18 protein-coding genes are annotated in these 22,603 nt (G+C 69.3%); 6 read left to right on the forward strand and 12 right to left on the reverse strand.

All coding sequences use genetic code 11. The features are described 5' to 3' along the window. Positions 1-4 precede the first annotated feature (4 nt). Positions 5-1,279 (reverse strand): MFS transporter, encoded by a 1,275-nt coding sequence (locus tag ACIBJC_RS21580; protein WP_399294792.1) that lies wholly within the window; start codon positions 1,277-1,279, stop codon positions 5-7. Positions 1,280-1,414: 135 nt separating this feature from the next. Between ACIBJC_RS21580 and ACIBJC_RS21585 the strand changes: the two genes are divergently transcribed. Then, entirely contained in the window at positions 1,415-2,452 is a 1,038-nt protein-coding gene (locus tag ACIBJC_RS21585) for a LacI family DNA-binding transcriptional regulator (protein WP_399294794.1), read from the forward strand. 64 nt (positions 2,453-2,516) lie between these two features. Here the strand turns inward: ACIBJC_RS21585 and prcA are convergent, their stop codons facing one another. From prcA to arc, 5 genes are all read right to left on the reverse strand, one after another. After that, positions 2,517-3,362 (reverse strand): proteasome subunit alpha, encoded by an 846-nt coding sequence (gene prcA / locus ACIBJC_RS21590; RefSeq protein WP_399294796.1) that lies wholly within the window; start codon positions 3,360-3,362, stop codon positions 2,517-2,519. Between the two features lie 52 nt (positions 3,363-3,414). Then, positions 3,415-4,260 carry a proteasome subunit beta gene (gene prcB, locus ACIBJC_RS21595; RefSeq protein ID WP_399294798.1) on the reverse strand — a complete coding sequence of 282 codons (846 nt, stop codon included), beginning with the start codon at positions 4,258-4,260 and terminating at the stop codon, positions 3,415-3,417. Between the two features lie 141 nt (positions 4,261-4,401). Beyond that, entirely contained in the window at positions 4,402-4,620 is a 219-nt protein-coding gene (locus tag ACIBJC_RS21600; protein ID WP_030754525.1) for a ubiquitin-like protein Pup, read from the reverse strand. Positions 4,621-4,754: 134 nt separating this feature from the next. Then, positions 4,755-6,266 carry a depupylase/deamidase Dop gene (dop, locus tag ACIBJC_RS21605; protein WP_399294800.1) on the reverse strand — a complete coding sequence of 504 codons (1,512 nt, stop codon included), beginning with the start codon at positions 6,264-6,266 and terminating at the stop codon, positions 4,755-4,757. Between the two features lie 261 nt (positions 6,267-6,527). After that, complete coding sequence (gene arc, locus ACIBJC_RS21610) at positions 6,528-8,294, reverse strand: proteasome ATPase (protein WP_399294802.1); 1,767 nt, start codon at positions 8,292-8,294, stop codon at positions 6,528-6,530. 254 nt (positions 8,295-8,548) lie between these two features. Between arc and ACIBJC_RS21615 the strand changes: the two genes are divergently transcribed. Continuing rightward, positions 8,549-8,869: a ferredoxin gene (locus tag ACIBJC_RS21615; RefSeq protein WP_329824485.1), complete on the forward strand. Its 321-nt coding sequence runs from the start codon at positions 8,549-8,551 to the stop codon at positions 8,867-8,869. Positions 8,870-8,902: 33 nt separating this feature from the next. On the opposite strand, the gene ACIBJC_RS21620 is transcribed toward ACIBJC_RS21615, so the two are convergent. From ACIBJC_RS21620 to ACIBJC_RS21630, 3 genes are all read right to left on the reverse strand, one after another. Continuing rightward, complete coding sequence (locus ACIBJC_RS21620; protein WP_399294804.1) at positions 8,903-9,496, reverse strand: hypothetical protein; 594 nt, start codon at positions 9,494-9,496, stop codon at positions 8,903-8,905. Between the two features lie 186 nt (positions 9,497-9,682). Continuing rightward, positions 9,683-10,588 (reverse strand): tRNA (adenine-N1)-methyltransferase, encoded by a 906-nt coding sequence (locus tag ACIBJC_RS21625; RefSeq protein ID WP_329824487.1) that lies wholly within the window; start codon positions 10,586-10,588, stop codon positions 9,683-9,685. A 424-nt stretch (positions 10,589-11,012) separates the two neighbouring features. After that, the gene (locus tag ACIBJC_RS21630) at positions 11,013-12,221 is read right to left on the reverse strand and encodes a site-2 protease family protein (RefSeq protein ID WP_329824660.1); all 1,209 of its coding nucleotides are present in this window, start codon (positions 12,219-12,221) and stop codon (positions 11,013-11,015) included. 94 nt (positions 12,222-12,315) lie between these two features. Between ACIBJC_RS21630 and ACIBJC_RS21635 the strand changes: the two genes are divergently transcribed. Both ACIBJC_RS21635 and ACIBJC_RS21640 read left to right on the forward strand, forming a co-directional pair. Next, positions 12,316-13,212 carry a RecB family exonuclease gene (locus ACIBJC_RS21635; RefSeq protein WP_399295171.1) on the forward strand — a complete coding sequence of 299 codons (897 nt, stop codon included), beginning with the start codon at positions 12,316-12,318 and terminating at the stop codon, positions 13,210-13,212. A 54-nt stretch (positions 13,213-13,266) separates the two neighbouring features. Further along, a complete protein-coding gene (locus ACIBJC_RS21640; protein ID WP_329824488.1) occupies positions 13,267-13,938 on the forward strand; it encodes a response regulator transcription factor in 672 nt (223 codons plus the stop codon). A 111-nt stretch (positions 13,939-14,049) separates the two neighbouring features. Here the strand turns inward: ACIBJC_RS21640 and ACIBJC_RS21645 are convergent, their stop codons facing one another. From ACIBJC_RS21645 to metH, 3 genes are all read right to left on the reverse strand, one after another. Further along, complete coding sequence (locus tag ACIBJC_RS21645) at positions 14,050-15,648, reverse strand: ABC transporter substrate-binding protein (RefSeq protein WP_399294807.1); 1,599 nt, start codon at positions 15,646-15,648, stop codon at positions 14,050-14,052. 492 nt (positions 15,649-16,140) lie between these two features. Continuing rightward, the gene (locus ACIBJC_RS21650) at positions 16,141-16,854 is read right to left on the reverse strand and encodes an HAD family hydrolase (RefSeq protein WP_399294809.1); all 714 of its coding nucleotides are present in this window, start codon (positions 16,852-16,854) and stop codon (positions 16,141-16,143) included. A 214-nt stretch (positions 16,855-17,068) separates the two neighbouring features. Then, on the reverse strand, positions 17,069-20,578 hold the full coding sequence (gene metH, locus ACIBJC_RS21655; RefSeq protein ID WP_399294811.1) for a methionine synthase: 3,510 nt from the start codon (positions 20,576-20,578) through the stop codon (positions 17,069-17,071). Positions 20,579-20,815: 237 nt separating this feature from the next. On the opposite strand from metH, the gene ACIBJC_RS21660 reads away from it, so the two are divergent. Beyond that, positions 20,816-21,580, forward strand: coding sequence for an IclR family transcriptional regulator (locus tag ACIBJC_RS21660; protein WP_399294813.1), 765 nt, complete (start codon positions 20,816-20,818; stop codon positions 21,578-21,580). Positions 21,581-21,806: 226 nt separating this feature from the next. Then, positions 21,807-22,598, forward strand: coding sequence for an MIP/aquaporin family protein (locus tag ACIBJC_RS21665; protein WP_399294815.1), 792 nt, complete (start codon positions 21,807-21,809; stop codon positions 22,596-22,598). Positions 22,599-22,603 lie beyond the last annotated feature (5 nt).

Consider the following 22,603-nt stretch of genomic DNA (forward strand, 5'->3'; position numbering starts at 1 on the left):
AACATTACGCCTGATGACCTGAGCTGAAACCGGGTTCGACCGCACCGCTTGGATCATTTTCCGTCGGGACGGTGTCGTCGGGCGCACCGCCGGGACGTGCGAGGACCCGCTGTGTGGCCAGCAGGACCAGCAGCGCGGCGGTGCCCGCGGCCCCCGCCACCCCGAAGCTGATGGACGTACCGCCGATCTCGACGGCCGGGCCCGCCGCGGCCGTTCCGAGCGCGGCGCCGACGCCGAAGGTCGTCACGAGCCACGAGAACGCCTCGGTGACGGTGCCGCGCGGCGCGTGCCGGTCCACGACGACGAAGGCGCAGGCGATCGCGGGGGCCAGGAAGACACCGGAGAGGGCGGCGAGCGCGGTCATGGCGAGGACGCCGGGGGTGAGCATCAGCGGCAGGTAGCAGAGGGCGAGCAGGGCGGTGATGGAGAGCAGCCGGCGTTCGGGGGTGTTCGTCCACCGGCGGGCGCCGTACACGAGTCCGCCCACCAGCGCGCCCAGGCCCAGGGCGGCCATCAGCCAGCCGTAGACCGACTCGCGGCCCTGGTCGTCGGCGTACGCGACCCCCGCGACGGTGATGGAGCCGAGGGCCATCCCGATGAAGAGGAACGCGCCCAGCAGGGCGAGCAGTCCCGGCGAGCGCAGGGCGCCGAGCCAGTGCGCCTCGCGGGGTGCGGAGCGCCAGGCGCGGGAGGGCTCGGACAGGACGACGGAGAGCGCACCGAGCACGCCGATCGCGTTGATGACGAGCAGTGCGGCGGCCGGGGACCAGAGCGCGACCAGCAGGGTGACCAGCAGCGGCCCGACCGTGAACATGATCTCCTGGGCGATCGCGTCCATCGCGTACGCCCGGTGCACCCGCTCCTCGCCGCCCAGGACGCTGGGCCACAGCGCCCGCAGTCCGCCTTCCAGCGGCGGGGTGAACAGCCCGGCGACCGCCACGGCGGCGTACGCGAGGACCGGGCCGTCGTCGCCGGTGCCCGCGACGACGAGCAGGACGGCGCCCAGGGCCGACACGAGGGCGGCGGGGAGCTGGATCCGGGGCTGGCCGTACAGGTCGACGGCGCGGCCGAGGAGCGGCTGCCCCACCGCGTTGCTGATGCCGTAGACCGCCGCGAGGACTCCGGCGAGGCTGTAGCTGCCGCCGCCCGCCCGGACGAGCAGGACGATGGCGATGGGGGCCGTGGCGTTCGGCAGCCGCCCCACGAGCGTGCCGGTGAGCAGCCGCGCGGCATGCGGCGCCTTGATGATGTCTGCGTACCCGGTGGCTCCGTCGGCCATGGCCGCCTCTCCCCGCTTCCCTGTTCCCCGTTTCCCGGCACGCCGGGTTTTACGTATAACGTCTGGGCTCATACGTACCATGTGCGCAGTGCGCGGGTCCACCGCGATTCCCGCCCGCGTCGGAGAACGGCAGTCATGACAGAGCACTCGGCCAGGCCCACCAGCAGGGACGTGGCCCGGGCCGCTGGCGTGTCCCAGGCCACCGTCTCCCTGGTCCTCGGCGACAAGTGGCGGGGCAGGGTCTCGGAGCGGACCGCCGGCGTCGTCAGGGAGGCGTCCCGCGAACTCGGCTACCGGCCCAATCTCGCCGCCCGCAATCTGCGCATGGGGACGACCAGGACGGCGCTCCTGGTCGTCCCCGCGCTCACCAACGATTTCTTCGCACGGGTCTACACCGGCGCGGCCGAGGTCGCCGCCGAGCACGGCTTCGGGGTCGTCCTGTACCCCTCGCCCGAGGGGATGGGCCCCGCCAGGGACCCCTTCGCCTCGGCGCGGGCCGCGCTGGACGGGGTGATCGCCTCCTCGATGGCGACCGCCGCGCTCGACGCGATCAGCGGCACGGACGGCGCGGATCTGCCGCTGGTGATGCTCGACAGCGATCCCGCGGCGCCGGGCGCCGCCGCCCGGGTGAATGTCGACATCGCCGACGGCATGCGCCGGGTGACGGAGCATCTTCTCGGCATCGGCCACCGGCGGCTGGTCCATCTCGCGTCCGCCGTCGACTCCTGGACCTTCCGGGTACGCGCCGAGGCCATCGCCGCGGCGGTGGGGAACGTGCCGGACGCGGTCGTGACGACGGTCTCCGCGCCCCTGGAGGTCGACGCGGGCCGGGAGGCCGCCGAGCGCGCCCTCACGGCGCTGGGGCCCCGCCCCACGGCCCTGGTCTGCGACGGCGACGTCCTGGCGGCGGGGGCCTGCAAGGCGGTACGGCGGCTCGGACTGCGCGTCCCCGAGGACATCTCCGTCACCGGCTTCGACGATCTGGCCCTGGCGAGGGCGGTGGAGCCGGAGCTGACCACCGTACGGCTGCCCGCGGAGCAGGTGGGGCGGCGCGGGATGGCGGCGCTGCTGCGCGTCCTGGACGGGCAGCGTCCGGAGACCGGCGACCTGCCGGTCACCCTGGTGGTCCGGGGCTCCACGGCTCCGGCGCCACCGACCGCCGACGGGCACTGAGCCCCGGGCCCCGGCACGCTCGTGCCCCGGAGCGCGTGAGCGGTCCGGGGCAGGGACGGAACGGTTACTTCTTGCCGGTGCCGTCCGGCTTGTCGGAGGCATCGGGCTTGTCGGAGGCGTCCGTGTCCGGGGCGCCGTCCGCCGGGACCGGGGTCGCGCCGTCCGGCTCCTCGGTGTCCGACGGGGCATCGGTCGGGGTCGAGGCCGCTCCGTCCGCCTCCAGCAGGCGCGAGAGCTGCCGGCCGACGATCCGCTTGAACTTGCGCTGCTGTGGTCTCGTACGGTCCAGGACGGCGACTTCCAGCCGCTCGGCGGGGATCTCCCGCTCGCCGCCGTTGGTGTCCCGGGACAGCGCCTGTACGGCCAGCTTCAGCGCCTCGGCGAGCGACATGCCGTCGCTGTGCCGCTGGTCGAGGAAGGTGCTGATCTGCTCGGAACTGCCGCCGACCGCGACCGAGCCGTGCTCGTCGACGATCGAACCGTCGTGCGGCAGCCGGTAGATCTGGTCCCCGTCCGCCGTGGCGCCCACCTCGGCGACGACCAGCTCGACCTCGTAGGGCTTCTCGGCGGAGCTGGAGAAGATCGTGCCGAGTGTCTGGGCATAGACGTTGGCGAGACCACGGGCCGTCACATCGTCACGGTCATAGGTGTATCCGCGCAGATCCGCGTAGCGGACGCCGCCGATGCGCAGATTCTCGTACTCGTTGTACTTGCCGGCGGCGGCGAAGCCGATCCGGTCGTAGATCTCGCTGAACTTGTGGAGCGCTCGGGACGGGTTCTCGCCGACGAAGACAATGCCGTCGGCGTACTGGAGCACTACCAGGCTGCGACCGCGGGCGATGCCCTTGCGGGCGTATTCCGCCCGGTCGGCCATGGCCTGCTGGGGTGAGACATAGAACGGCGTCGACACCGGCTATCCGTCCCTTTCTGTCAGTGACATGTTTGTTCAGAAGAGAGCGGAGTCAGAGCAGCGCGGCGCGCGGGCCGTCGGGCTGTTCGAGTCGGCGCTCCAGGATCGACCGGGCGATCTCGGCGGATTCGTCGTCGGCCATCCTCCGGAAGCCTTCTTCGGTGATGACGGTGACGATCGGATAGATCCGCCGGGCCACGTCGGGGCCGCCTGTCGCGGAGTCGTCGTCCGCCGCGTCGTACAGCGCCTGGACGACCAGGGTGCACGCCTGCTGCTCCGTCAGATCCTCGTGGTAGAGCTTCTTCATCGACCCGCGGGCGAAGACGGAACCGGAGCCCGTGGACGCGTAGCCCCGCTCCTCGGAACGGCCGCCCGTCACGTCGTACGAGAAGATGCGCCCCTTCGCGCGGTCCACGTCCCACCCCGCGAAGATCGGGACGACGGCCAGGCCCTGCATCGCCATGGCGAGATTGCCGCGGATCATCGTGGAGAGCCGGTTGGCCTTGCCCTCCAGCGAGAGCTGCGCCCCTTCGACCTTCTCGAAGTGCTCCAGTTCGAGCTGGAAGAGCTTGACCATCTCCACGGCGAGCCCGGCGGTGCCCGCGATGCCCACGGCCGAGTACTCGTCGGCCGGGAAGACCTTCTCGATGTCACGCTGCGCGATCATGTTCCCCATGACCGCCCGCCGGTCACCGGCGAGGATCACGCCACCGGGAAAGGTCACGGCGACGATCGTCGTGCCGTGCGGTGCCTCGACGGCGCCCTGCACGGGCGGCAGGACGCGCTTGCCGGGCAGGATGTCCGGCGACTGGTGGGAGAGGAAATCCATGAACGAGGACGAGCCGGGCGTCAGGAAGGCTGCCGGCAGACGCCCGGTGGTACGAGGGTTGGCTTCCACACGTTTCCTTCCGGATGGGCGGCGGCCCGCTCGGACCGGGCCGACCTTAGATCTGTGCACGGACCTTACCCGCGCCGTCGCCGGTCATCCGCCCCGGTGCGACCGGCTTTCGCCGGAGGCCCCGGGGACGGACAACGAAGCCTACTGACCGCCCTTTTGGACGAAGGACCGCACGAAGTCCTCGGCATTCTCTTCGAGCACGTCGTCGATCTCGTCGAGGACGGAGTCCACGTCGTCCGACAGCTTCTCCTGGCGCTCCTTGAGGTCCTCGGATGCCTGCGCTTCCTGCGCCTGCTCCTCGGTCTCCTCCGTGGAACGCGTCGCCTTCTGCTGTCCGCCGCCGGTGTCCTTGGTCGCCATAACCCTCACCCCGCTCGGTTCGCCCCGCTGGATGTGACCTACAAGATCCGACCCTACAAGGAGGGTCGGACATCGGCCCCGCACTTGTGCCAACGCATGGGGACCACTCTGATCATTCCCCCACCGGGACCGTTTCAGCCTCCGGACAGCACCTGGACCAGCTCCTCCGCCGTACGGCAGCGGTCGAGCAGCTCCTTGACGTGGTTGCGCGTGCCCCGCAGCGGCTCCAGTGTGGGCACCCGCTGCAGCGAGTCACGGCCGGGCAGGTCGAAGATGACCGAGTCCCAGGAGGCGGCGGCCACGTCGTCGGCGTACTGCTCCAGACAGCGGCCCCGGAAGTACGCCCTGGTGTCCTCAGGAGGCTTGGTCCTGGCCCGTTCGACATCCTGGTCGTCCAGCAGGCGCCGCATCTTGCCGCGGGCCGCCAGACGGTTGTACAGGCCCTTCTCGGGCCGTACGTCGGCGTACTGGAGGTCCACGAGGTGCAGCCGTGCCGCGTCCCAGTCCAGGCCGTCCCTGCGGCGGTAGCCCTCCAGGACCTCACGCTTGGTGATCCAGTCCAGCTCGCCGGAGAGGCTCATCGGATCGTTCTCCAGCCGGTTGAGCGTGTCCTCCCAACGGCCCAGCACGTCCTTGGTCTGCTCGTCGGCGTCGGCCCCGTACCGCTCCTCGACGTACTTTCTCGCCAGCTCGTAGTACTCCATCTGGAGCTGGACCGCGGTGAGTGTCCGGCCGCTGCGGAGCGTGACCAGTTGGCCGAGGGTGGGGTCGTGCGAGACCTGGTGCAGCGTACGGACCGGCTGGTCCACGGCCAGGTCGACATTGATGAAGCCGTCCTCGATCATGGAGAGGACCAGCGAGGTCGTGCCCAGCTTGAGATAGGTGGAGATCTCCGAGAGGTTCGCGTCGCCGATGATCACATGCAGCCGGCGGTACTTCTCGGCGTCCGAGTGCGGTTCGTCCCGGGTGTTGATGATCGGGCGCTTGAGGGTCGTCTCCAGCCCCACCTCGACCTCGAAGTAGTCGGCGCGCTGGCTGATCTGGAAGCCGTGCTCGTGGCCGTCCTGGCCGATCCCGACCCGGCCCGCGCCCGTGACGACCTGCCGGGAGACGAAGAACGGCGTGAGGTGGCGCACGATGTCCGAGAACGGGGTCTCCCGCTTCATCAGGTAGTTCTCGTGCGTGCCGTAGGACGCGCCCTTGTTGTCGGTGTTGTTCTTGTACAGATGGATGGGCTGGGCGCCGGGCAGCAGCGCCGCGCGCTCGGCGGCCTCCGCCATGATGCGCTCGCCGGCCTTGTCCCACAGGACGGCGTCCCGCGGGTTGGTGATCTCGGGAGAGCTGTACTCCGGATGGGCGTGGTCCACGTAGAGCCGCGCGCCGTTCGTGAGGATCACATTGGCCAGGCCGATGTCCTCGTCGGTGAGCTGGCTGGAGTCCGCCGTCTCGCGGGCGAGGTCGAAGCCACGGGCGTCCCGGAGCGGATTCTCCTCCTCGAAGTCCCAGCGGGCGCGCCGCGCCCGGTGCATCGCCGCCGCGTAGGCGTTGACGATCTGGGACGAGGTGAGCATGGCATTGGCGTTCGGGTGGCCCGGGACGGAGATGCCGTACTCCGTCTCGATGCCCATTACTCGCCGTACGGTCATGCGGCCCTCCTTGCCCGGCGGCGCTCCCCTCCGGGAGCGGCGCTCAAGTACCGCTGTCTCTCCGACGCGTGTGCGGTGCCCGGTCCCGCACTGCGCGACGTGGCGGTACGAACGAGCCTAGAACGCCTCCGCGCCGACGGGGAGATCATTTTCTTCATTGGCCTGGTGTGGTGGTTGGCCCGGTGTGCGGGTGTGGTGGGAGGTACGGGGAAAGCAACCGGCTGCGGACGCCCTTCGAGGCATCCGCAGCCGGTCCGCGCTCTACAGGTACTGACCGGTGTTCGCCACCGTGTCGATCGAGCGTCCGGTGTCCGCGCCCTGCTTTCCGGTCACCAGGGTGCGGATGAAGACGATCCGCTCGCCCTTCTTACCGGAGATACGGGCCCAGTCGTCCGGGTTGGTGGTGTTCGGCAGGTCCTCGTTCTCCTTGAACTCGTCCACGCACGCCTGGAGGAGATGGGAGACCCGAAGGCCCTTCTGGTCGTGGTCGAGGAAGGCCTTGATGGCCATCTTCTTGGCCCGGTCCACGATGTTCTGGATCATCGCGCCGGAGTTGAAGTCCTTGAAGTAGAGGACTTCCTTGTCGCCGTTGGCGTACGTGACCTCCAGGAAGCGGTTCTCCTCGGACTCCGCGTACATCTGCTCCACGACGGACTGGATCATCCCGTGGGCCGCGGCCTCCTTCGAGCCGTTGTGCTCGGAGATGTCGTCCACGTGCAGCGGCAGTGTGGCGGTCAGGTACTTCGCGAAGATGTCCTTCGCCGCCTCCGCGTCCGGACGCTCGATCTTGATCTTCACATCGAGCCGGCCGGGCCGCAGGATCGCGGGGTCGATCATGTCCTCGCGGTTGGAGGCGCCGATGACGATGACGTTCTCCAGGCCCTCCACCCCGTCGATCTCGGCGAGGAGCTGCGGAACGATGGTGTTCTCCACGTCGGAGCTGACACCGGACCCACGGGTGCGGAAGAGGGATTCCATCTCGTCGAAGAAGACGATGACGGGGGTACCCTCGCTCGCCTTCTCCCGGGCACGCTGGAAGACCAGGCGGATGTGGCGCTCGGTCTCACCGACGTACTTGTTGAGGAGCTCGGGACCCTTGATGTTGAGGAAGTAGCTCTTCCCCGCCGGACGCCCGGTCACCTCGGCGACCTTCTTCGCGAGGGAGTTGGCCACCGCCTTGGCGATCAGCGTCTTGCCGCAACCGGGCGGACCGTAGAGCAGGATGCCCTTCGGCGGCCTCAGTTCGTGCTCCTTGAAGAGGTCCGGGTGGAGGTACGGAAGCTCGACCGCGTCCCTGATCATCTCGATCTGGCCGCCCAGACCGCCGATCTTGGTGTAGTCGACGTCGGGGACCTCTTCGAGGACCAGCTCCTCGACCTCGCTCTTGGGAACCACTTCATAGACGTAGCCGGAGCGCGGTTCGAGAAGCAGGGCGTCGCCGGGGCGGATGGTGATGTCCAGAAGCGGCTCGGCGAGCCGCACCACCCGTTCCTCGTCGGTGTGCCCGACCACCAGGGCGCGCTCGCCGTCCTCAAGGATCTCCTTGAGGGTGACGATGTCCCCGGCACGCTCGAATTCCATGGCCTCGACCACGTTGAGCGCCTCGTTGAGCATGACTTCCTGGCCACGCCGCAGCTCATCGAGCTCGACGCCGGGACTGACATTCACCCGGAGCTTTCGGCCACCGGTGAAAATGTCGGCCGTGCCGTCCTCATTGCTGTGCAGGAAGACACCGAAACCGGCGGGCGGCTGTGCCAGCCGGTCGACCTCTTCCTTGAGGGCCACGATCTGGTCGCGGGCCTCACGCAGCGTATTGGCGAGCCGCTCGTTCTGCGCGGACACACCCGCCAGGTTCGTCTGCAACTCGACGATCCGCTCTTCGAGAATTCTCGTATGCCGCGGAGAGTCGGCGAGCTTACGTCGCAGGACGGCGATTTCCTGCTCGAGATAGGCAACCTGGCCGGCTGGGTCTTCGGACCCCCGCCCGGGCCGGATGCCGCGGTTGATGTCGTCGTCGTGGGCTGCCACGGTCCTCACCTCCTCCAAGGGGAGCTGGACGCTTCCTGACCCTACCTGGGTGGGTGATGATTGAAACCCCTAGATCACAAAGACTGTCGGGGTGGTACCGATCTTCACCCTTGCGCTCTCCCTCACGCCAGGGGAATACCCACCCAGGGACATCGGAAAGCGGCCGGTTGTATCGTCGACGTGTTCAACACCCGTCAGGGCTGGCGCGACTTACCCCGTCACGTGCCGTCCGGCGCAGAAAAACGGCAGGAGAGATGACCGTGCAGCAGGAGGCTCCCACCGAAGGCGTCACCGAGACCGGTGAGCCGCTGGAGGTCTGGATCGACCAGGACCTCTGCACCGGCGACGGGATCTGTGCCCAGTACGCGCCGGACGTCTTCGAGCTGGACATCGACGGCCTGGCCTACGTGAAGAGCGCGGACGACGAGCTGCTCCAGTCGCCCGGCGCGACCACACGCGTACCGCTGCCGCTCCTGACCGATGTGGTGGATTCGGCCAAAGAATGCCCCGGCGACTGCATCCATGTACGCCGGGTGGCGGACCAGGTCGAGGTGTACGGGCCGGACGCGGCCTGATCCCGTACGGCTCCGGGCACCCGGAGCGACCGGTCAGCTACTGCGCGCCTCAGGCAGTTCGGTGCGCAGGAACGCGCCATTTTTCCACTGCCAGGAGACATGCTCCTCCTCGTCGGGGCAGCAGCGCGGCACGGAAGGCTCCGAGTAGCCGAACAGGGTGGCCAGGATCACACCGTCATTTACGGTGAGGTCGGGCCCGACGGTCCACTTCTCCCCCGGGTCCACCAGGGTGGCCACGACCCGGGGCGCATCCCCCTCCGCCCTGGTCAGCACGTACACCCCGCTCGGCGGAGTACCCAGGCCCGCGTCGCAGCGGACCACCGCCACGGTCTCCGGGCTGCCGTCCCCGTCGAGATCCCCGGTGGCCTTCTGGGCCACGACCGAGCGCACCGCCCCGCATTCCAGGGGAAAGTCGGCATCGGCGGGGTCGGGGGCGGGCAGCGGAGCCGCGGCGGCGGGCCCCGAGGCGTTTCTCAGGCCCTGCGGGTCCGTCTGGGAGGCGGTGGCGGGCCCCGGCTGGAGCAGCCCCGCCAGCGCCACGACAGCCGCCATCGCGGTGGCCGTCGAGAGCCAGTGGATCGGCCGGGGCCGGGTATGCGCGAGGTCCGGAGCGTCGGAGATCTGCACGCGGAGTGTCTCCTGTGAAGGCGGTGCCGGTGAGTAACCAACGATGTGTGAGGGAGTCAGCATCGTGCCACACGTCACAGGGCGACGGAACAGCGGGGTGCGTAAGCCCAACGTAAAGATGCCGCCGCCCAGTTGCCCGTTCGGAACGGGAACCGGGCGGCGGCAGCGTCGTACACAGAGCAGGGCCTAGCGGGCGGCTCCGCCGCTCGCGCTGCCCGGGCCGCTGTAGTCGTCGCCGTACGCGCCCTTGGCGGGACGGCGGCGGCGCAGCGGCGGCTCCACACCATCCGCGAGCCGGCGAGCGGTCACCAGGAAGCCGGTGTGCCCGATCATCCGGTGGTCCGGCCGGACCGCCAGCCCCTCCACATGCCAGTTACGGATCATCGACTCCCAGGCGGCCGGCTCGTTGAACGTGCCGAACTCCCTGATCGTCTCGACCGTACGCGCGAGTTGCGTCGTCGTCGCGACATAGGCACACAGGATGCCGCCGGGAACCAGCGCCTTGGAGACGGCCTCCACGCACTCCCACGGGGCGAGCATGTCCAGAATGACGCGGTCGACATCCGTGTCCGACAGATTGTCCTGAAGGTCACCGACCGTCAGCGTCCAGGCGGGATGCGGCTCGCCGAAGTAGCGCTCCACGTTCTGCTGCGCGATCTCGGCGAAGTCCTCACGGCGCTCGTACGAGTGCAGCATGCCCTGGTCGCCGATGACCCGCAGCAGAAAGCTGCTGAGCGAGCCGGAACCCACCCCCGCCTCGACGACGCGGGCGCCGGGAAAGATGTCGGCGAAGGCCAGGATCTGGCCGGCGTCCTTCGGATAGACCACGGCGGCACCGCGGGGCATGGACAGGACATAGTCGGGGAGCAGGGGGCGCAGCGCGAGATAGGCGACGTTCCCCGTGGTACGGACAACACTGCCCTCGGGAGCACCGATCAGCTCGTCGTGCGGGAAGGACCCTTTATGGGTGTGGAAATTCTTCCCGGCTTCGAGCGTGAAGGTGTAGTGGCGTCCCTTGGGGTCGGTGAGCTGAACCTGGTCCCCGACCTTGAAGGGGCCGCGACGTCGGGCGGCACCGGTCGGTTCGGACATGTTCGAAGCTTAGCCCCTCTTTTTGGGGGCTCGGTTCGCCGCCGGGGCGCTTTAAGTCGGCGCCGACGGTTGACCGTGCTCGGTTCGCTCGTTCCTCACGAACCTGCGCGCGCTCGCCCTTACGGCGCCGACGCGCCCCTTTGGCTCACTCGCCGCAGGGTCGGGGAGGCGGGCCTATGGCTGTGGCGCCGCTCCCGATCGAGCGCGGGCCCGCCAGGTGGTGCGGTGCCGGAATCGTCGGCCTGTCTGCGCGCCAAGCCGGCGAGTGAGCCGAAGGGCGCGCCGCTGTCGTAAGGGAGAGCGCGCGCAGCCCCCGAGGAACGAGGGGGCGAGCACGGTCGACCGTCGACAGTGGCTTTCAGCGCCCGGAGGCGAACCGAGCCCCAAAAAAGAGGCGCCCCGGAGGCGAACCGAGCCTCAAAAACTAGCTGGGCCGGGCCATGGCGGAGACGAAGGCTCGTTCCACGTCGGCCGTGGAGAGGACTCCGTAGATCTCGCCCGTCTCCTCCAGGACCAGGTACTCCGTCGCCGGGCTCGCCCTGAGGCGTTCCAGGAGCGCCTCTCCCGCGAGGTCCGCCGGGACCTTCATGCCCTCTGTGAGGTCCTGGGCGAGGCCGCTCACCGCGACCCAGGGGCGGCGGTGCTGCGGGACGCCGACGATCGCGGACTCCCGTACGAGGGCCGTGGGGTCGCCGTGGCCGTCCACGACCACCAGGGCGCGGGCGCCCGCCTCGTTGGCGCGGCGCAGCGCCTCGGAGAGCGGGGTGGCGGATTCGACCGGGACGGCGCGGCGGGTGAGCGCGCGGGCCTGGAGTTCGGGGAGGTGTTCGCGGAGCCTGGCCATGCGCAGGCTGTTGCCCGCGCCGGTCCAGATGATCGCGGCGAGGATCGCGGCGAGCAGCGCGTCCATGACCGTCTCCATGCCGCTGACGTTCGCGGCGGAGGTGCCGAGTGCACCCGTACGGGTGAGGAGCGGGAGGCCGATGAGGACCGTGACCGCGAGCGCGCGGCCGACCCAGGCGGCGGCGATGGTGCCGCTCATGGGCTTTCCGGTGATCTTCCAGACGACCGCGCGCAGCATCCGGCCGCCGTCCAGCGGGAGGCCGGGCAGCAGGTTGAAGACGGCGACGATCAGGTTGGAGATCATCAGTCCCGCGAGCAGGACGCCGGGGACCGTGCGGGCCTCGACGGCCAGCAGGCCGAGGTAGAAGAGGCCCGCGAGGACCAGTGAGAGGAGCGGCCCGACGAACGCGAGGACGAACTCGCGGCCGGGTGTCTCGGACTCCTTCTCGATCTCGGAGACGCCGCCGAAGAACTGGAGCTGGATCCGGCGCACGGGCAGCTTGAAGCGGAGCGCCGCGACGGTGTGGGCCAGTTCGTGGACGAGTACGGAGGCGTAGAAGGCGACCGCGAAGAACAGGGAGACCAGATACCGCAGGTTGCCCAGTTCCGGCAGGACCCGTTCGAGCTGGCCGCCGAAGATCCAGGTGATGAGCGCGGCCACCAGGAACCAGCTCGGGGCGACGTAGACGGGCACGCCGAAGGGGCGGCCCATGAGAATGCCACCGCCGGGGTCTTCACGGCGCGGCGGCTTGCCACCGGGGCCCGTGTCCCCCTTGCCGGGCTGCGGCATCCTGCCCTCGCCGCTCTCGTCGTCCTCTTTCACGGGTTCCCTTCGTCGGCAGCGTCGCTCGCTCGATGATGCGGTGCGAGTGGCTCTGTGGTCGATGGTATTCGGCTCGCTGTCAGTGGCGGGCCGTAGGGTCTGCGTCATGAGTACGAGCAAGCCGCCCACTTCGCTGTCGCCGTCGCGTGCGAGCGACTTCATGCAGTGCCCGCTGCTGTACAGATTCCGGGTGATCGACAAGCTGCCGGAGAAGCCGAGCGAGGCGGCCACGCGCGGCACTCTGGTGCACGCGGTGCTGGAGCGCCTCTTCGACGCGCCGGCCGTGGAGCGTACGGCGCCGCGGGCGAAGGCGCTGGTGCCCGGTCAGTGGGACCGGCTGCTGACGGCCAGGCCCGAGCTGGGCGAGCTGTTCGCTCAGGACGCGGAGGGCGAGCGGCTGGCGGCGTGGCTGGGGCAGGCGGAGCGGCTGGTGGAGCGGTGGTTCTCACTGGAGGACCCGACGCGCCTGGAGCCCGCGGAGCGTGAGCTGTTCGTGGAGACGGAGCTGGAGTCGGGGCTGCGGCTGCGCGGGGTGATCGACCGGGTGGATGTCGCGCCGACCGGCGAGGTGCGGATCGTCGACTACAAGACGGGCAAGGCGCCGCGTCCGGAGTACGCGGAGGGCGCGCTGTTCCAGATGACGTTCTACGCCCTGGTGGTGCGGCGGCTGAAAGGGGTGCTGCCGCGCCGGCTCCAGCTCGTCTACCTGGGCAGCGGCGAGGTCGTGACGTACGACCCGGTGGAGGCGGATCTGGAGCGGGTGGAGCGTAAGCTGCTGGCGCTCTGGGAGGCGATCGAGCTGGCCACGGCGACCGGCGACTGGCGGCCCAGGCCCACGAAGCTCTGCGGCTGGTGCGACCACCGGGCGGTGTGTCCTGAGTTCGGCGGCACGCCTCCGGTCTATCCGCTGAGTGTGAGGCCGGTGGAGACCCCCGTGGAGGCACCGGCGCCCGGCTGACCCGGGGCGGGGCCGTCAGGGCAGAATGGGGCTGTCTATTGAAGGAGTTGCCCCGTGACTGTCCGCGTCCTACTGGTCGACGACCAGCCACTGCTGCGTACCGGTTTCCGGATGATCCTGGAGGCCGAGCAGGACATCGCGGTCGTCGGTGAGGCCGGGGACGGCCTCCAGGCCATCGACCAGGTCCGTGCGCTCCAGCCCGATGTGGTCCTGATGGACATCCGGATGCCGCGGATGGACGGGGTGGAGGCGACCCGCCAGATCACCGGACCCGGCCGGGACGGTCCGGCGAAGGTGCTGGTCCTGACGACGTTCGACCTCGACGAGTACGTGGTGGAGGCGCTGCGCGCGGGCGCCAGTGGCTTCCTGCTGAAGGACGCGCCCGCCAATGAGCTGGTGCAGGCCATCCGGGTGGTCGCGGCGGGCGAGGCGATGCTCGCGCCGAGCATCACGCGCCGGCTGCTCGACAAGTACGCGGACCATCTTCCGTCGGGTGAGGAGCCGGTCCCCGACACGCTGCACACGCTGACCGAGCGGGAGGTCGAGGTGCTGAAGCTGGTGGCGCGTGGGCTGTCCAACGCGGAGATCGCGGCGGACCTGTTCGTCAGCGAGACGACGGTCAAGACCCATGTGGGGCATGTGCTGACGAAGCTGAGCCTGCGTGACCGGGTGCAGGCGGCGGTGTACGCGTACGAGAGCGGGCTGGTGCGCCCCGGCGCCCAGTAGCCCAGCAGCGGCCGTGGGAGCGCCCGTCGCACGCCTCCTGACGGGTGATGGACGGAGGAGGGCCCCCGGGATGTCCCGGGGGCCCTCCTCCGTACGACGGCGTGCGGTGGCTCAGTTTCCGTGGCCGAGCTCCCACAGGTGCAGTTCGGCGGAGGAGTTGACCGCCCACTCCACTCCGGAGATCTCGCTCTTGGACGCCACGTACTGCTTGCCCTGCCAGAGCGGCAGCATGGGGACCTCCTCGGCGACGAGGTTCTGCATCTCACCGAACGCCTTGCTGGCCGCGCTGCGGTCGGCCTGCTTCCGCGACTCCGGGAGGAGTTTGGTGCGGATCTTGACGTTGTCGTACGGGTTGTTCAGGAAGTTGGGCTGGTCGAAGAAGGGACCGACGTAGGTGTCCGGGTCCGGGAAGTCGGGGAACCAGCCCATCCCATAGACGGTGTACTCGCCCTTCCGCCCGTTCGGCCGGAACTCCGACCACTCGGTGCCCTTGATGTCGACATCGAAGAGCTTGCTGGCGTTGAGCTGGTCCCGGAGGGTCTCGAACTCCTTCTGCGTGGCCGAGCCGTAGTGGTCGGTGGTGTAGTCCAGCGTCAGCTTCACCGGCGTGGTGATGCCCGCCTCCTCCAGGAGCTGCGCCGCCTTGGTGAGGTCCCCGTCGCCGTACTTGTTGAAGAACGGGTTCGTGTGGGTGGCCACGGACGACGGGACGAGCGAGTACAGCGGCTCGGCCATGGCGCCGTACGCCTTGGTCACGAGCTGACCGCGGTTGACGGTGTACGCCATCGCCTGGCGTACCGCCTTCTCCTTGACGAGCGGGGTCTCGGTGTTGAATACGAGGTAGCGGATCTCCAGCCCGGGCATCTCGGTGAGCTGGATGTCCTCCCGGGGCTTCTCGATCAGTGCCTCGACCTGCTCGGGCGACATGGCGCGGGTCATCACGTCGATGTCCCCCGCGTCGAGCGCCTTGCCCATGTCGTCGGGGGTCTTGAAGGGCCGCAGCTCGACCTTGTCGTTCTGGAGCTTGACGTTGCCCTTGTAGTCCGGGTTCTTGGTGAAGATGGCCTTGACGACCGCGTCGCCCTTGACCTCGGTCTTCAGGGTGTACGGGCCCGATCCGCTGAGCTCGAAGCCGGTCCTGACCTTCTTCGCCGGGTAGTCCTTGGCGCTGAGGATGCCGGCCACCGGGGTGGTGAGCTTGTAGGGGAAGGTCGCGTCGGGCGACTTGAGGTGGAAGACGATCCGCCGGGCGCCGTCGGACTCCATCGTGTCGATGTTGCCCAGCAGCGTGCCGACACCGTTCTCGCCCTTCATGTCCAGGGCGCGCTGGATGGAGAACTTCACGTCGTCGGCGGTGATCGCGTCGCCCCCGGGGAACTTGAGCCCCTCGCGCAGCGTGCAGCGGTAGCTCTCGTTCGCACGGTCCGTGAAGCCGCACTCGGACGCCGCGTCAGGTACCGGCTGGCCGCCGCCGCGCGGGACGGAGACCAGCGTCTGGACGACCTGGCGCAGGACGTTCCAGGTACCGGTGTCGTAGGCGAAGGCCGGGTCCAGGGGCGCGGGGCCGTCCTTGGTGGCGATGTACTGGTCCGTGGTGCCCACGACAATGGCATCCCCGCCGCCGGAGCCACCGTCCGAGCCCCCGCAACCGGCGAGCACGGGCACAAGCAGGCCGAGCGCGGCCGACAGCGCCAAAGTCTTGCGGTTCATCCTGGACGTACTCCCTCATCCGGCACTGAGATACAGCGGTGCTGACGAGACTCCGCCGCGTTCCACCCGGTCGGGGCAGTGCGATCGGGCCGGGATACAGGGCGATCGGTCCTGTGTACATGGCGACTTGGTGGCCGTCGGGGACACGTCGTTGATACGGCGAAGTGCTCGCGATGAGATTAGTCGGACGCGCCGGTAATGCCGGACGCGGGCCGATCGGAATCGCAATCGGACAGTGATCGGAAATAGCGGCGCGTCGATATCCGGGCGGGGGCGCCTTTCTTCCGGGCCGCCCCAAAGCAGGACACATGCGCACAGGCAGTCCCAGCAGGGACGGCCATGGATCAGCACCTTCCGCCGCTGTCGATGAGTGCGCAGGTGATAAAGGTCACTCCCCCACCCTTTTACGGGGATCATGAATGCGCCACGTGAAGTGACGGAAAATATCCAGGCCAATGCCGACAGTTCCCGTGGCGCATTTCATGGCGACGCTCAGTACACCGGACGGTCTCCGTGTGTCATCAGAGCACGCAGGAATACCAGGTCCACCTCTTCGAGGGAGCCCACGACGGTTCTCCCGTCGGCCGGGGCGATCGGTGCCACGGACGGTACGGCCACGACCCGGCATCCGGCGGCCTCGGCGGCGGCCACTCCGGTGGCGGTGTCCTCGATGACCGCGCACCGCGCCGGATCGGCGCCCAGACCGCGCGCGGCGAGAAGATACGGGTCGGGGTGCGGCTTCGTACGGGGCACCTCGTCGCCCGCGACGGTGAGGGCGAAGAACTCCGGTCCCAGCGAGATCAGGACGCGGTCGATGATGCGCCGGTGCGAGGCGGAGACCAGGGCGGCGGGCACCTCGTGCGCGGCCAGTTCGGTGAGCAGCCGGCGCGCGCCCGGCATCAGCGGGACGCCGCGCCCGATGAGGTCCTCGAAGGCGTCGTTGAGCCGGACGGTCAGCTCGGGGAGGGTGATGTCGGCGCCGGTGGCCTCGATCAGGAAGCCCGCGCTGCGGCTCATGGGCCCGCCGACCACCACATCGCGCCAGGCCTCGTCGAGGACGTGTCCGAGGTCCTTGAAGACCTCGACCTCCGCGTCCCACCAGAACCCCTCGGTGTCGACCAGGGTGCCGTCCATGTCGAGAAGGACGGCCTGAAGGGCGGAGCCCTCGGCCGTTCGGGTCAAGGACGCGGGGACCGTACTGGTCATCCGGCACACCTCCGTGAGGGACGAGAAGGCCGGTCACCTTCCCCACGGGGGATTCCCGCCGGGACAGGCGACCGGCCTGCGCTGGACCGACAAGTGTACGACTCGTCCGGACCCCGCGCCGCCCGGTTTCCCCCGGCCGGGGCGGGCGGGGAGGAAGCGGGGTCCGGCGCGGGCCCACGGGCTCAGCGGCCCACGGGCTCAGCGGCCGACGGGCTCAGCGCGCGTTGAAGTACTTCGCCTCGGGGTGGTGGATGACGATGGCGTCGGTGGACTGCTCGGGGTGGAGCTGGAACTCCTCCGAGAGCTCTACGCCGATCCGCTCGGGCTCCAGCAGCTCCGCGATCTTCGCGCGGTCCTCCAGGTCCGGGCAGGCACCGTAACCGAGCGAGAAGCGCGCGCCCCGGTACTTCAGGGCGAACATGTCCTCGACCTCGGCCGGGTCCTCGCCGGCGAAGCCCAGCTCGGAGCGGACCCGGGCGTGCCAGTACTCGGCGAGCGCCTCGGCGAGCTGGACGGAGAGCCCGTGCAGTTCGAGGTAGTCGCGGTAGGAGTTGGCCTCGAACAGCTCCGCGGTCGCGCCGCCGATCTTCGAGCCGACGGTGACGACCTGGAGGCCGACCACGTCCGTCTCGCCGGACTCCTCCGGGCGGAAGAAGTCCGCCAGGCAGAGCCGTCGGCCGCGGCGCTGGCGCGGGAAGGTGAAGCGGGTGCGCTCGGAGCCGTCCTCACCGAGCAGGATGAGGTCGTCGCCCTTGGAGACGCAGGGGAAGTAGCCGTAGACGACGGCCGCCTCCAGCAGGTTCCCGGTCTGCAACTGGTCCAGCCAGCCGCGCAGATGGGGCCGGCCCTCGCTCTCGACCAGTTCCTCGTAGCTGGGGCCGCCCTTGCGGGCCTCCTTCAGCCCCCACTGCCCCTTGAAGAGCGCGCCCTCGTCCAGCCAGGAGGCGTACTCCTTGAGCTGGATGCCCTTGACGACGCGGGTGCCCCAGAACGGCGGCGTGGGCACGGGGTTGTCGACGGAGACGTCCGAGCGGGCCGCGCCCTCCACGGGGCGCTCCTCCACCACGGTGTTCGTGGTCGCCTTGACGCGGCGCTGCTTCAGCTCGGGGAGCGTGGCGCCGGGGACGCCGCGCTTGACGGCGATCAGCGCGTCCATCAGGCGCAGGCCCTCGAACGCGTCCCGCGCGTAGCGGACCTCGCCCTCGTAGATCTCGTGCAGGTCCTGCTCGACGTAGGCCCGGGTGAGCGCCGCGCCGCCGAGGATGACCGGGTAGTCGGCGGCCATCCTGCGCTGGTTCAGCTCCTCCAGGTTCTCCTTCATGATCACGGTCGACTTCACCAGCAGCCCGGACATGCCGATGACATCGGCCCGGTGCTCCTCGGCGGCGTCCAGGATCGCGGCGACGGGCTGCTTGATGCCCAGGTTGACCACGTTGTAGCCGTTGTTGGAGAGGATGATGTCGACGAGGTTCTTGCCGATGTCGTGGACGTCGCCGCGGACGGTGGCGAGCACGATGGTGCCCTTGCCGTCGTCGTCCGTCTTCTCCATGTGCGGCTCCAGATGCGCCACCGCCGTCTTCATGACCTCGGCGGACTGGAGGACGAACGGCAACTGCATCTGGCCGGAGCCGAACAGCTCACCGACGACCTTCATGCCCTCCAGGAGCGTGTCGTTGACGATGTCGAGCGCCGGCCGGGTCTCCAGCGCCTCGTTCAGGTCGGCCTCCAGGCCGTTCTTCTCACCGTCGATGATGCGGCGCTGGAGACGCTCGTCCAGCGGCAGGGCGAGGAGTTCCTCGGCCCGGCCGTCCTTCATGGACTTGGTGTTGACGCCCTCGAACAGCTCCATGAGCCGCTGGAGCGGGTCGTACCCCTCGGCACGACGGTCGTAAATCAGGTCGTGGGCGACCTTGACCTGCTCCTCGTCCAGCCGGGCGATGGGCAGGATCTTCGAGGCGTGGACGATCGCGGAGTCCAGACCGGCCTTGACGCACTCGTCCAGGAAGACGGAGTTGAGCACGATACGGGCGGCCGGGTTGAGGCCGAAGGAGATGTTCGACAGGCCCAGGGTGGTCTGGACGTCGGGGTGACGGCTCTTCAGCTCGCGGATGGCCTCGATGGTGGCGATGCCGTCGCCCCGTGACTCCTCCTGGCCGGTGCAGATGGTGAAGGTGAGGCAGTCGATGAGGATGTCCGACTCGTGCACGCCCCACGTGGTGGTGAGGTCGGTGATCAGGCGTTCGGCGATGGCGACCTTGTGCTCGACGGTACGGGCCTGGCCCTCCTCGTCGATGGTGAGCGCGATCAGCGCGGCGCCGTGCTCGACCGCCAGCTCGGTGACCTTGGTGAAGCGCGACTCGGGGCCGTCGCCGTCCTCGTAGTTGACCGAGTTGATGACGGCGCGCCCGCCGAGCTTCTCCAGGCCGGCCCGGAGCACGGGCAGTTCGGTGGAGTCCAGCACGATCGGCAGGGTGGAGGCGGTCGCGAAGCGGCCGGCCAGCTCGGCCATGTCGGCGACGCCGTCCCGGCCGACGTAGTCGACGCAGAGGTCGAGCAGGTGGGCGCCCTCGCGGATCTGGTCGCGGGCCATCTCCACGCAGTCGTCCCAGCGGCCCTCCAGCATGGCTTCGCGGAACTTCTTCGACCCGTTGGCGTTGGTCCGCTCGCCGATGGCGAGGTACGAGGCGTCCTGGCGGAAGGGGACGGTCTGGTAGAGCGAGGCGGCGCCCGGCTCGGGGCGCGGGGTGCGCTCGGTGAGGGCGGCGCCCCGTACCCGCTCGACGACCTGGCGCAGGTGCTCCGGTGTCGTACCGCAGCAGCCGCCGACCAGGGACATCCCGTACTCGCGGACGAAGTTCTCCTGCGCGTCGGCCAGCTCGCCGGGCGACAGCGGGTAGTGGGCCCCGTTCTTGCCGAGGACCGGGAGGCCGGCGTTGGGCATGCAGGAGAGCGGGATGCGGGAGTGCCGGGCGAGGTAGCGCAGGTGCTCGCTCATCTCGGCGGGACCGGTGGCGCAGTTCAGCCCGATCATGTCGATGCCGAGCGGTTCCAGCGCGGTCAGGGCCGCGCCGATCTCGGAGCCGAGCAGCATCGTGCCGGTCGTCTCCACCGTCACGGAGCAGATGATCGGCAGGTCGGCGCCGGTGACCTTCAGGGCGCGGCGGGCACCGAGGACGGCTGCCTTGGTCTGGAGCAGGTCCTGGGTGGTCTCCACGAGCAGGGCGTCGGCGCCGCCGGAGATCAGGCCCTCGGCGTTCTGCTGGTAGGCGTCGCGGAGCGTGAGGTACGGGGCGTGCCCGAGGGTGGGCAGCTTGGTGCCGGGGCCCATGGAGCCGAGGACCCAGCGCTGCTGTCCGGTCGAGGCGGTGAACTCGTCGGCCACCTCACGGGCGATCCTCGCGCCGGACTCGGCGAGCTCGAAGACGCGCTCGGGGATGTCGTACTCGGCCAGCGCGGCGTAGTTCGTACCGAACGTGTTGGTCTCCACGCAGTCGACACCGACCGCGAAGTACTCCTCGTGGACGGAGCGGACGATGTCCGGGCGTGTCACGTTGAGGATCTCGTTGCAGCCTTCCAGATCCTGGAAGTCCTCCATCGTCGGATCCTGTGCCTGGAGCATCGTGCCCATCGCACCGTCGGCCACCACCACACGGGTGGCGAGCGCCTTTCGGAGGGCGTCGGTGCGGGTCCGGCTGTCGGTGGTGGGGGTCGGCGACGAGGCCATGTAAGTACTCCCGGGGCTGCGACGGCTGTCGGCTTCTGCGTGTGCTGATGGCAGGCACACCCGGCCAGCGTAGCCGGGCGCGCCTCGTCACGGTGCGGCGTCCCAGCGGACGGACGGCATCCTGTCCTCTGCAACATTCGGCGCGCCGGGTCTTGACAGATCCTCTCGACGAAGAGAAAAGGTCGGCATCGACCGATAGTGTTCAGCATTGTCGAACGTAGTGGAGGTCCGGGTCCGATGGCGAAGAACATCCAGTCGCTGGAACGGGCGGCGGCGATGCTGAGGCTGCTCGCAGGTGGCGAGCGGCGGCTCGGCCTGTCCGACATCGCCTCCTCCGTGGGGCTGGCCAAGGGGACGGCGCACGGGATCCTGCGCACGCTGCAGGCGGAGGGGTTCGTCGAGCAGGACGCCGCGTCGGGGCGCTACCAGCTCGGCGCCGAGCTGCTGCGGCTCGGGAACAGCTATCTGGACGTGCACGAGCTGCGGGCCCGCGCCCTGGTCTGGACGGACGACCTGGCCCGTTCCAGCGGCGAGAGCGTCCATCTCGGGGTCGTGCACCAGCAGGGCGTGCTCATCGTCCACCACGTCTTCCGCCCGGACGACAGCCGGCAGGTCCTGGAGGTGGGGGCCATGCAGCCGATGCACTCCACGGCGCTGGGCAAGGTGATCTCGGCGTACGACCCGGTGGCGCACAGCGAGGCCGTGGAGAGCGAACGGACGGCCTTCACCCCCCGGACGATCACCGGTCTGGCGGAGTTCGAGGCGGTGCTCGATCTGACCAGGGCGCGCGGCTGGGCCGCCGACGTCGAGGAGACCTGGGAGGGCGTGGCGGCGGTGGCGGCGCCCATCCACGACCGGCGCAGGATGCCGGTCGGGGCGATCGCGATCACCGGCGCGGTGGAACGGATCTGTCCCGCGGGAGAAGTGCGGTCGGAGCTGGTGACGGCGGTGCGCGAGTGCGCCCGCGCCGTTTCGCGGGACATCGGCGCCGGGCGGTTCTGAGCGAGATGCCCGATCATCGGTATAGAGCGAGGTTTCGGCCACAGCACCCTTGACGGCACGTTGCCCGAAGGAGAAAACTGCCGTTCATCGGTCGGCATTGTCGAACACTTACCGGTAATACGAGTTAGTGTGTGACAGCGCCACCGGCGGGTAACGCCCTCATTCGAAGGCGCGGACCACTGGTGCGAACCGGAGGTTTGCCTCCCCCTGGACGAAGGAGTCTCGGGTGTCCAACTACGACATCTTCATAGGCGAGGTCACAGGTACCGCCCTGTTGATCCTGCTCGGTGGCGGCGTGGTCGCCGCAGTCACTCTCAAGCGCTCCAAGGCGCAGAACGCGGGATGGGTCGCCATCAGCTTCGGCTGGGGCTTCGCCGTCATGGTCGGCGCCTATCTCTCCGCGCCGCTCTCCGGGGCCCTGCTCAACCCGGCCGTCACCCTCGGCCTCGCGATCGAGGGTGGCATCAAGTGGAGCGACGTACCGCTCTACATCGGCTCCCAGATGCTGGGCGCGATGATCGGTGCCTTCCTCGTCTGGGTGACGTACCTGGGCCAGTTCAAGGCCCATCTCACCGACCCGGAGATCCTCGCCGCACAGCCTTCGGTAGAAGGGCTCGTCGACCAGAAGTCGGCCCCCAAGGCCGGCCCCGTGCTCGGCGTCTTCTCCACGGGCCCCGAGGTCCGCAATGTGGCGCAGAACATGCTGACGGAGATCATCGCCACATTTGTGCTGGTCATCGCGATCCTCACCCAGGGCCTCAACGACTCGGGCAACGGGCTCGGCACCCTCGGTGTGCTGATCACCTCGTTCGTCGTGGTCGCCATCGGTCTCTCGCTCGGCGGCCCGACGGGGTACGCCATCAACCCGGCCCGTGACCTCGGTCCCCGTATCGTGCACGCGCTCCTGCCCCTGCCCAACAAGGGGGGCTCGGACTGGAGCTACGCCTGGATACCGGTCGTCGCCCCGCTGATCGGCGCCGCGCTGGCCGGCGGGTACTACAACCTGGCCCTCGCGTGAGCCAC

It is taken from the genome of Streptomyces sp. NPDC050509, assembly GCF_044457965.1.
Lineage (GTDB): Bacteria > Actinomycetota > Actinomycetes > Streptomycetales > Streptomycetaceae > Streptomyces.

Bases quoted from the DNA above. Each gene is read 5' to 3' on its own strand.
- dop (WP_399294800.1), bottom strand. From the start codon at position 6,266: ATGACCGTACGGCGAGTAATGGGCATCGAGACGGAGTACGGCATCTCC.
- ACIBJC_RS21650 (WP_399294809.1), bottom strand. From the start codon at position 16,854: ATGACCAGTACGGTCCCCGCGTCCTTGACCCGAACGGCCGAGGGCTCC.
- ACIBJC_RS21585 (WP_399294794.1), top strand. From the start codon at position 1,415: ATGACAGAGCACTCGGCCAGGCCCACCAGCAGGGACGTGGCCCGGGCC.
- ACIBJC_RS21600 (WP_030754525.1), bottom strand. From the start codon at position 4,620: ATGGCGACCAAGGACACCGGCGGCGGACAGCAGAAGGCGACGCGTTCC.
- ACIBJC_RS21630 (WP_329824660.1), bottom strand. From the start codon at position 12,221: ATGCCGCAGCCCGGCAAGGGGGACACGGGCCCCGGTGGCAAGCCGCCG.
- ACIBJC_RS21615 (WP_329824485.1), top strand. From the start codon at position 8,549: ATGACCGTGCAGCAGGAGGCTCCCACCGAAGGCGTCACCGAGACCGGT.
- ACIBJC_RS21660 (WP_399294813.1), top strand. From the start codon at position 20,816: ATGGCGAAGAACATCCAGTCGCTGGAACGGGCGGCGGCGATGCTGAGG.
- ACIBJC_RS21635 (WP_399295171.1), top strand. From the start codon at position 12,316: ATGGTATTCGGCTCGCTGTCAGTGGCGGGCCGTAGGGTCTGCGTCATG.
- metH (WP_399294811.1), bottom strand. From the start codon at position 20,578: ATGGCCTCGTCGCCGACCCCCACCACCGACAGCCGGACCCGCACCGAC.
- ACIBJC_RS21580 (WP_399294792.1), bottom strand. From the start codon at position 1,279: ATGGCCGACGGAGCCACCGGGTACGCAGACATCATCAAGGCGCCGCAT.
- ACIBJC_RS21645 (WP_399294807.1), bottom strand. From the start codon at position 15,648: ATGAACCGCAAGACTTTGGCGCTGTCGGCCGCGCTCGGCCTGCTTGTG.
- ACIBJC_RS21625 (WP_329824487.1), bottom strand. From the start codon at position 10,588: ATGTCCGAACCGACCGGTGCCGCCCGACGTCGCGGCCCCTTCAAGGTC.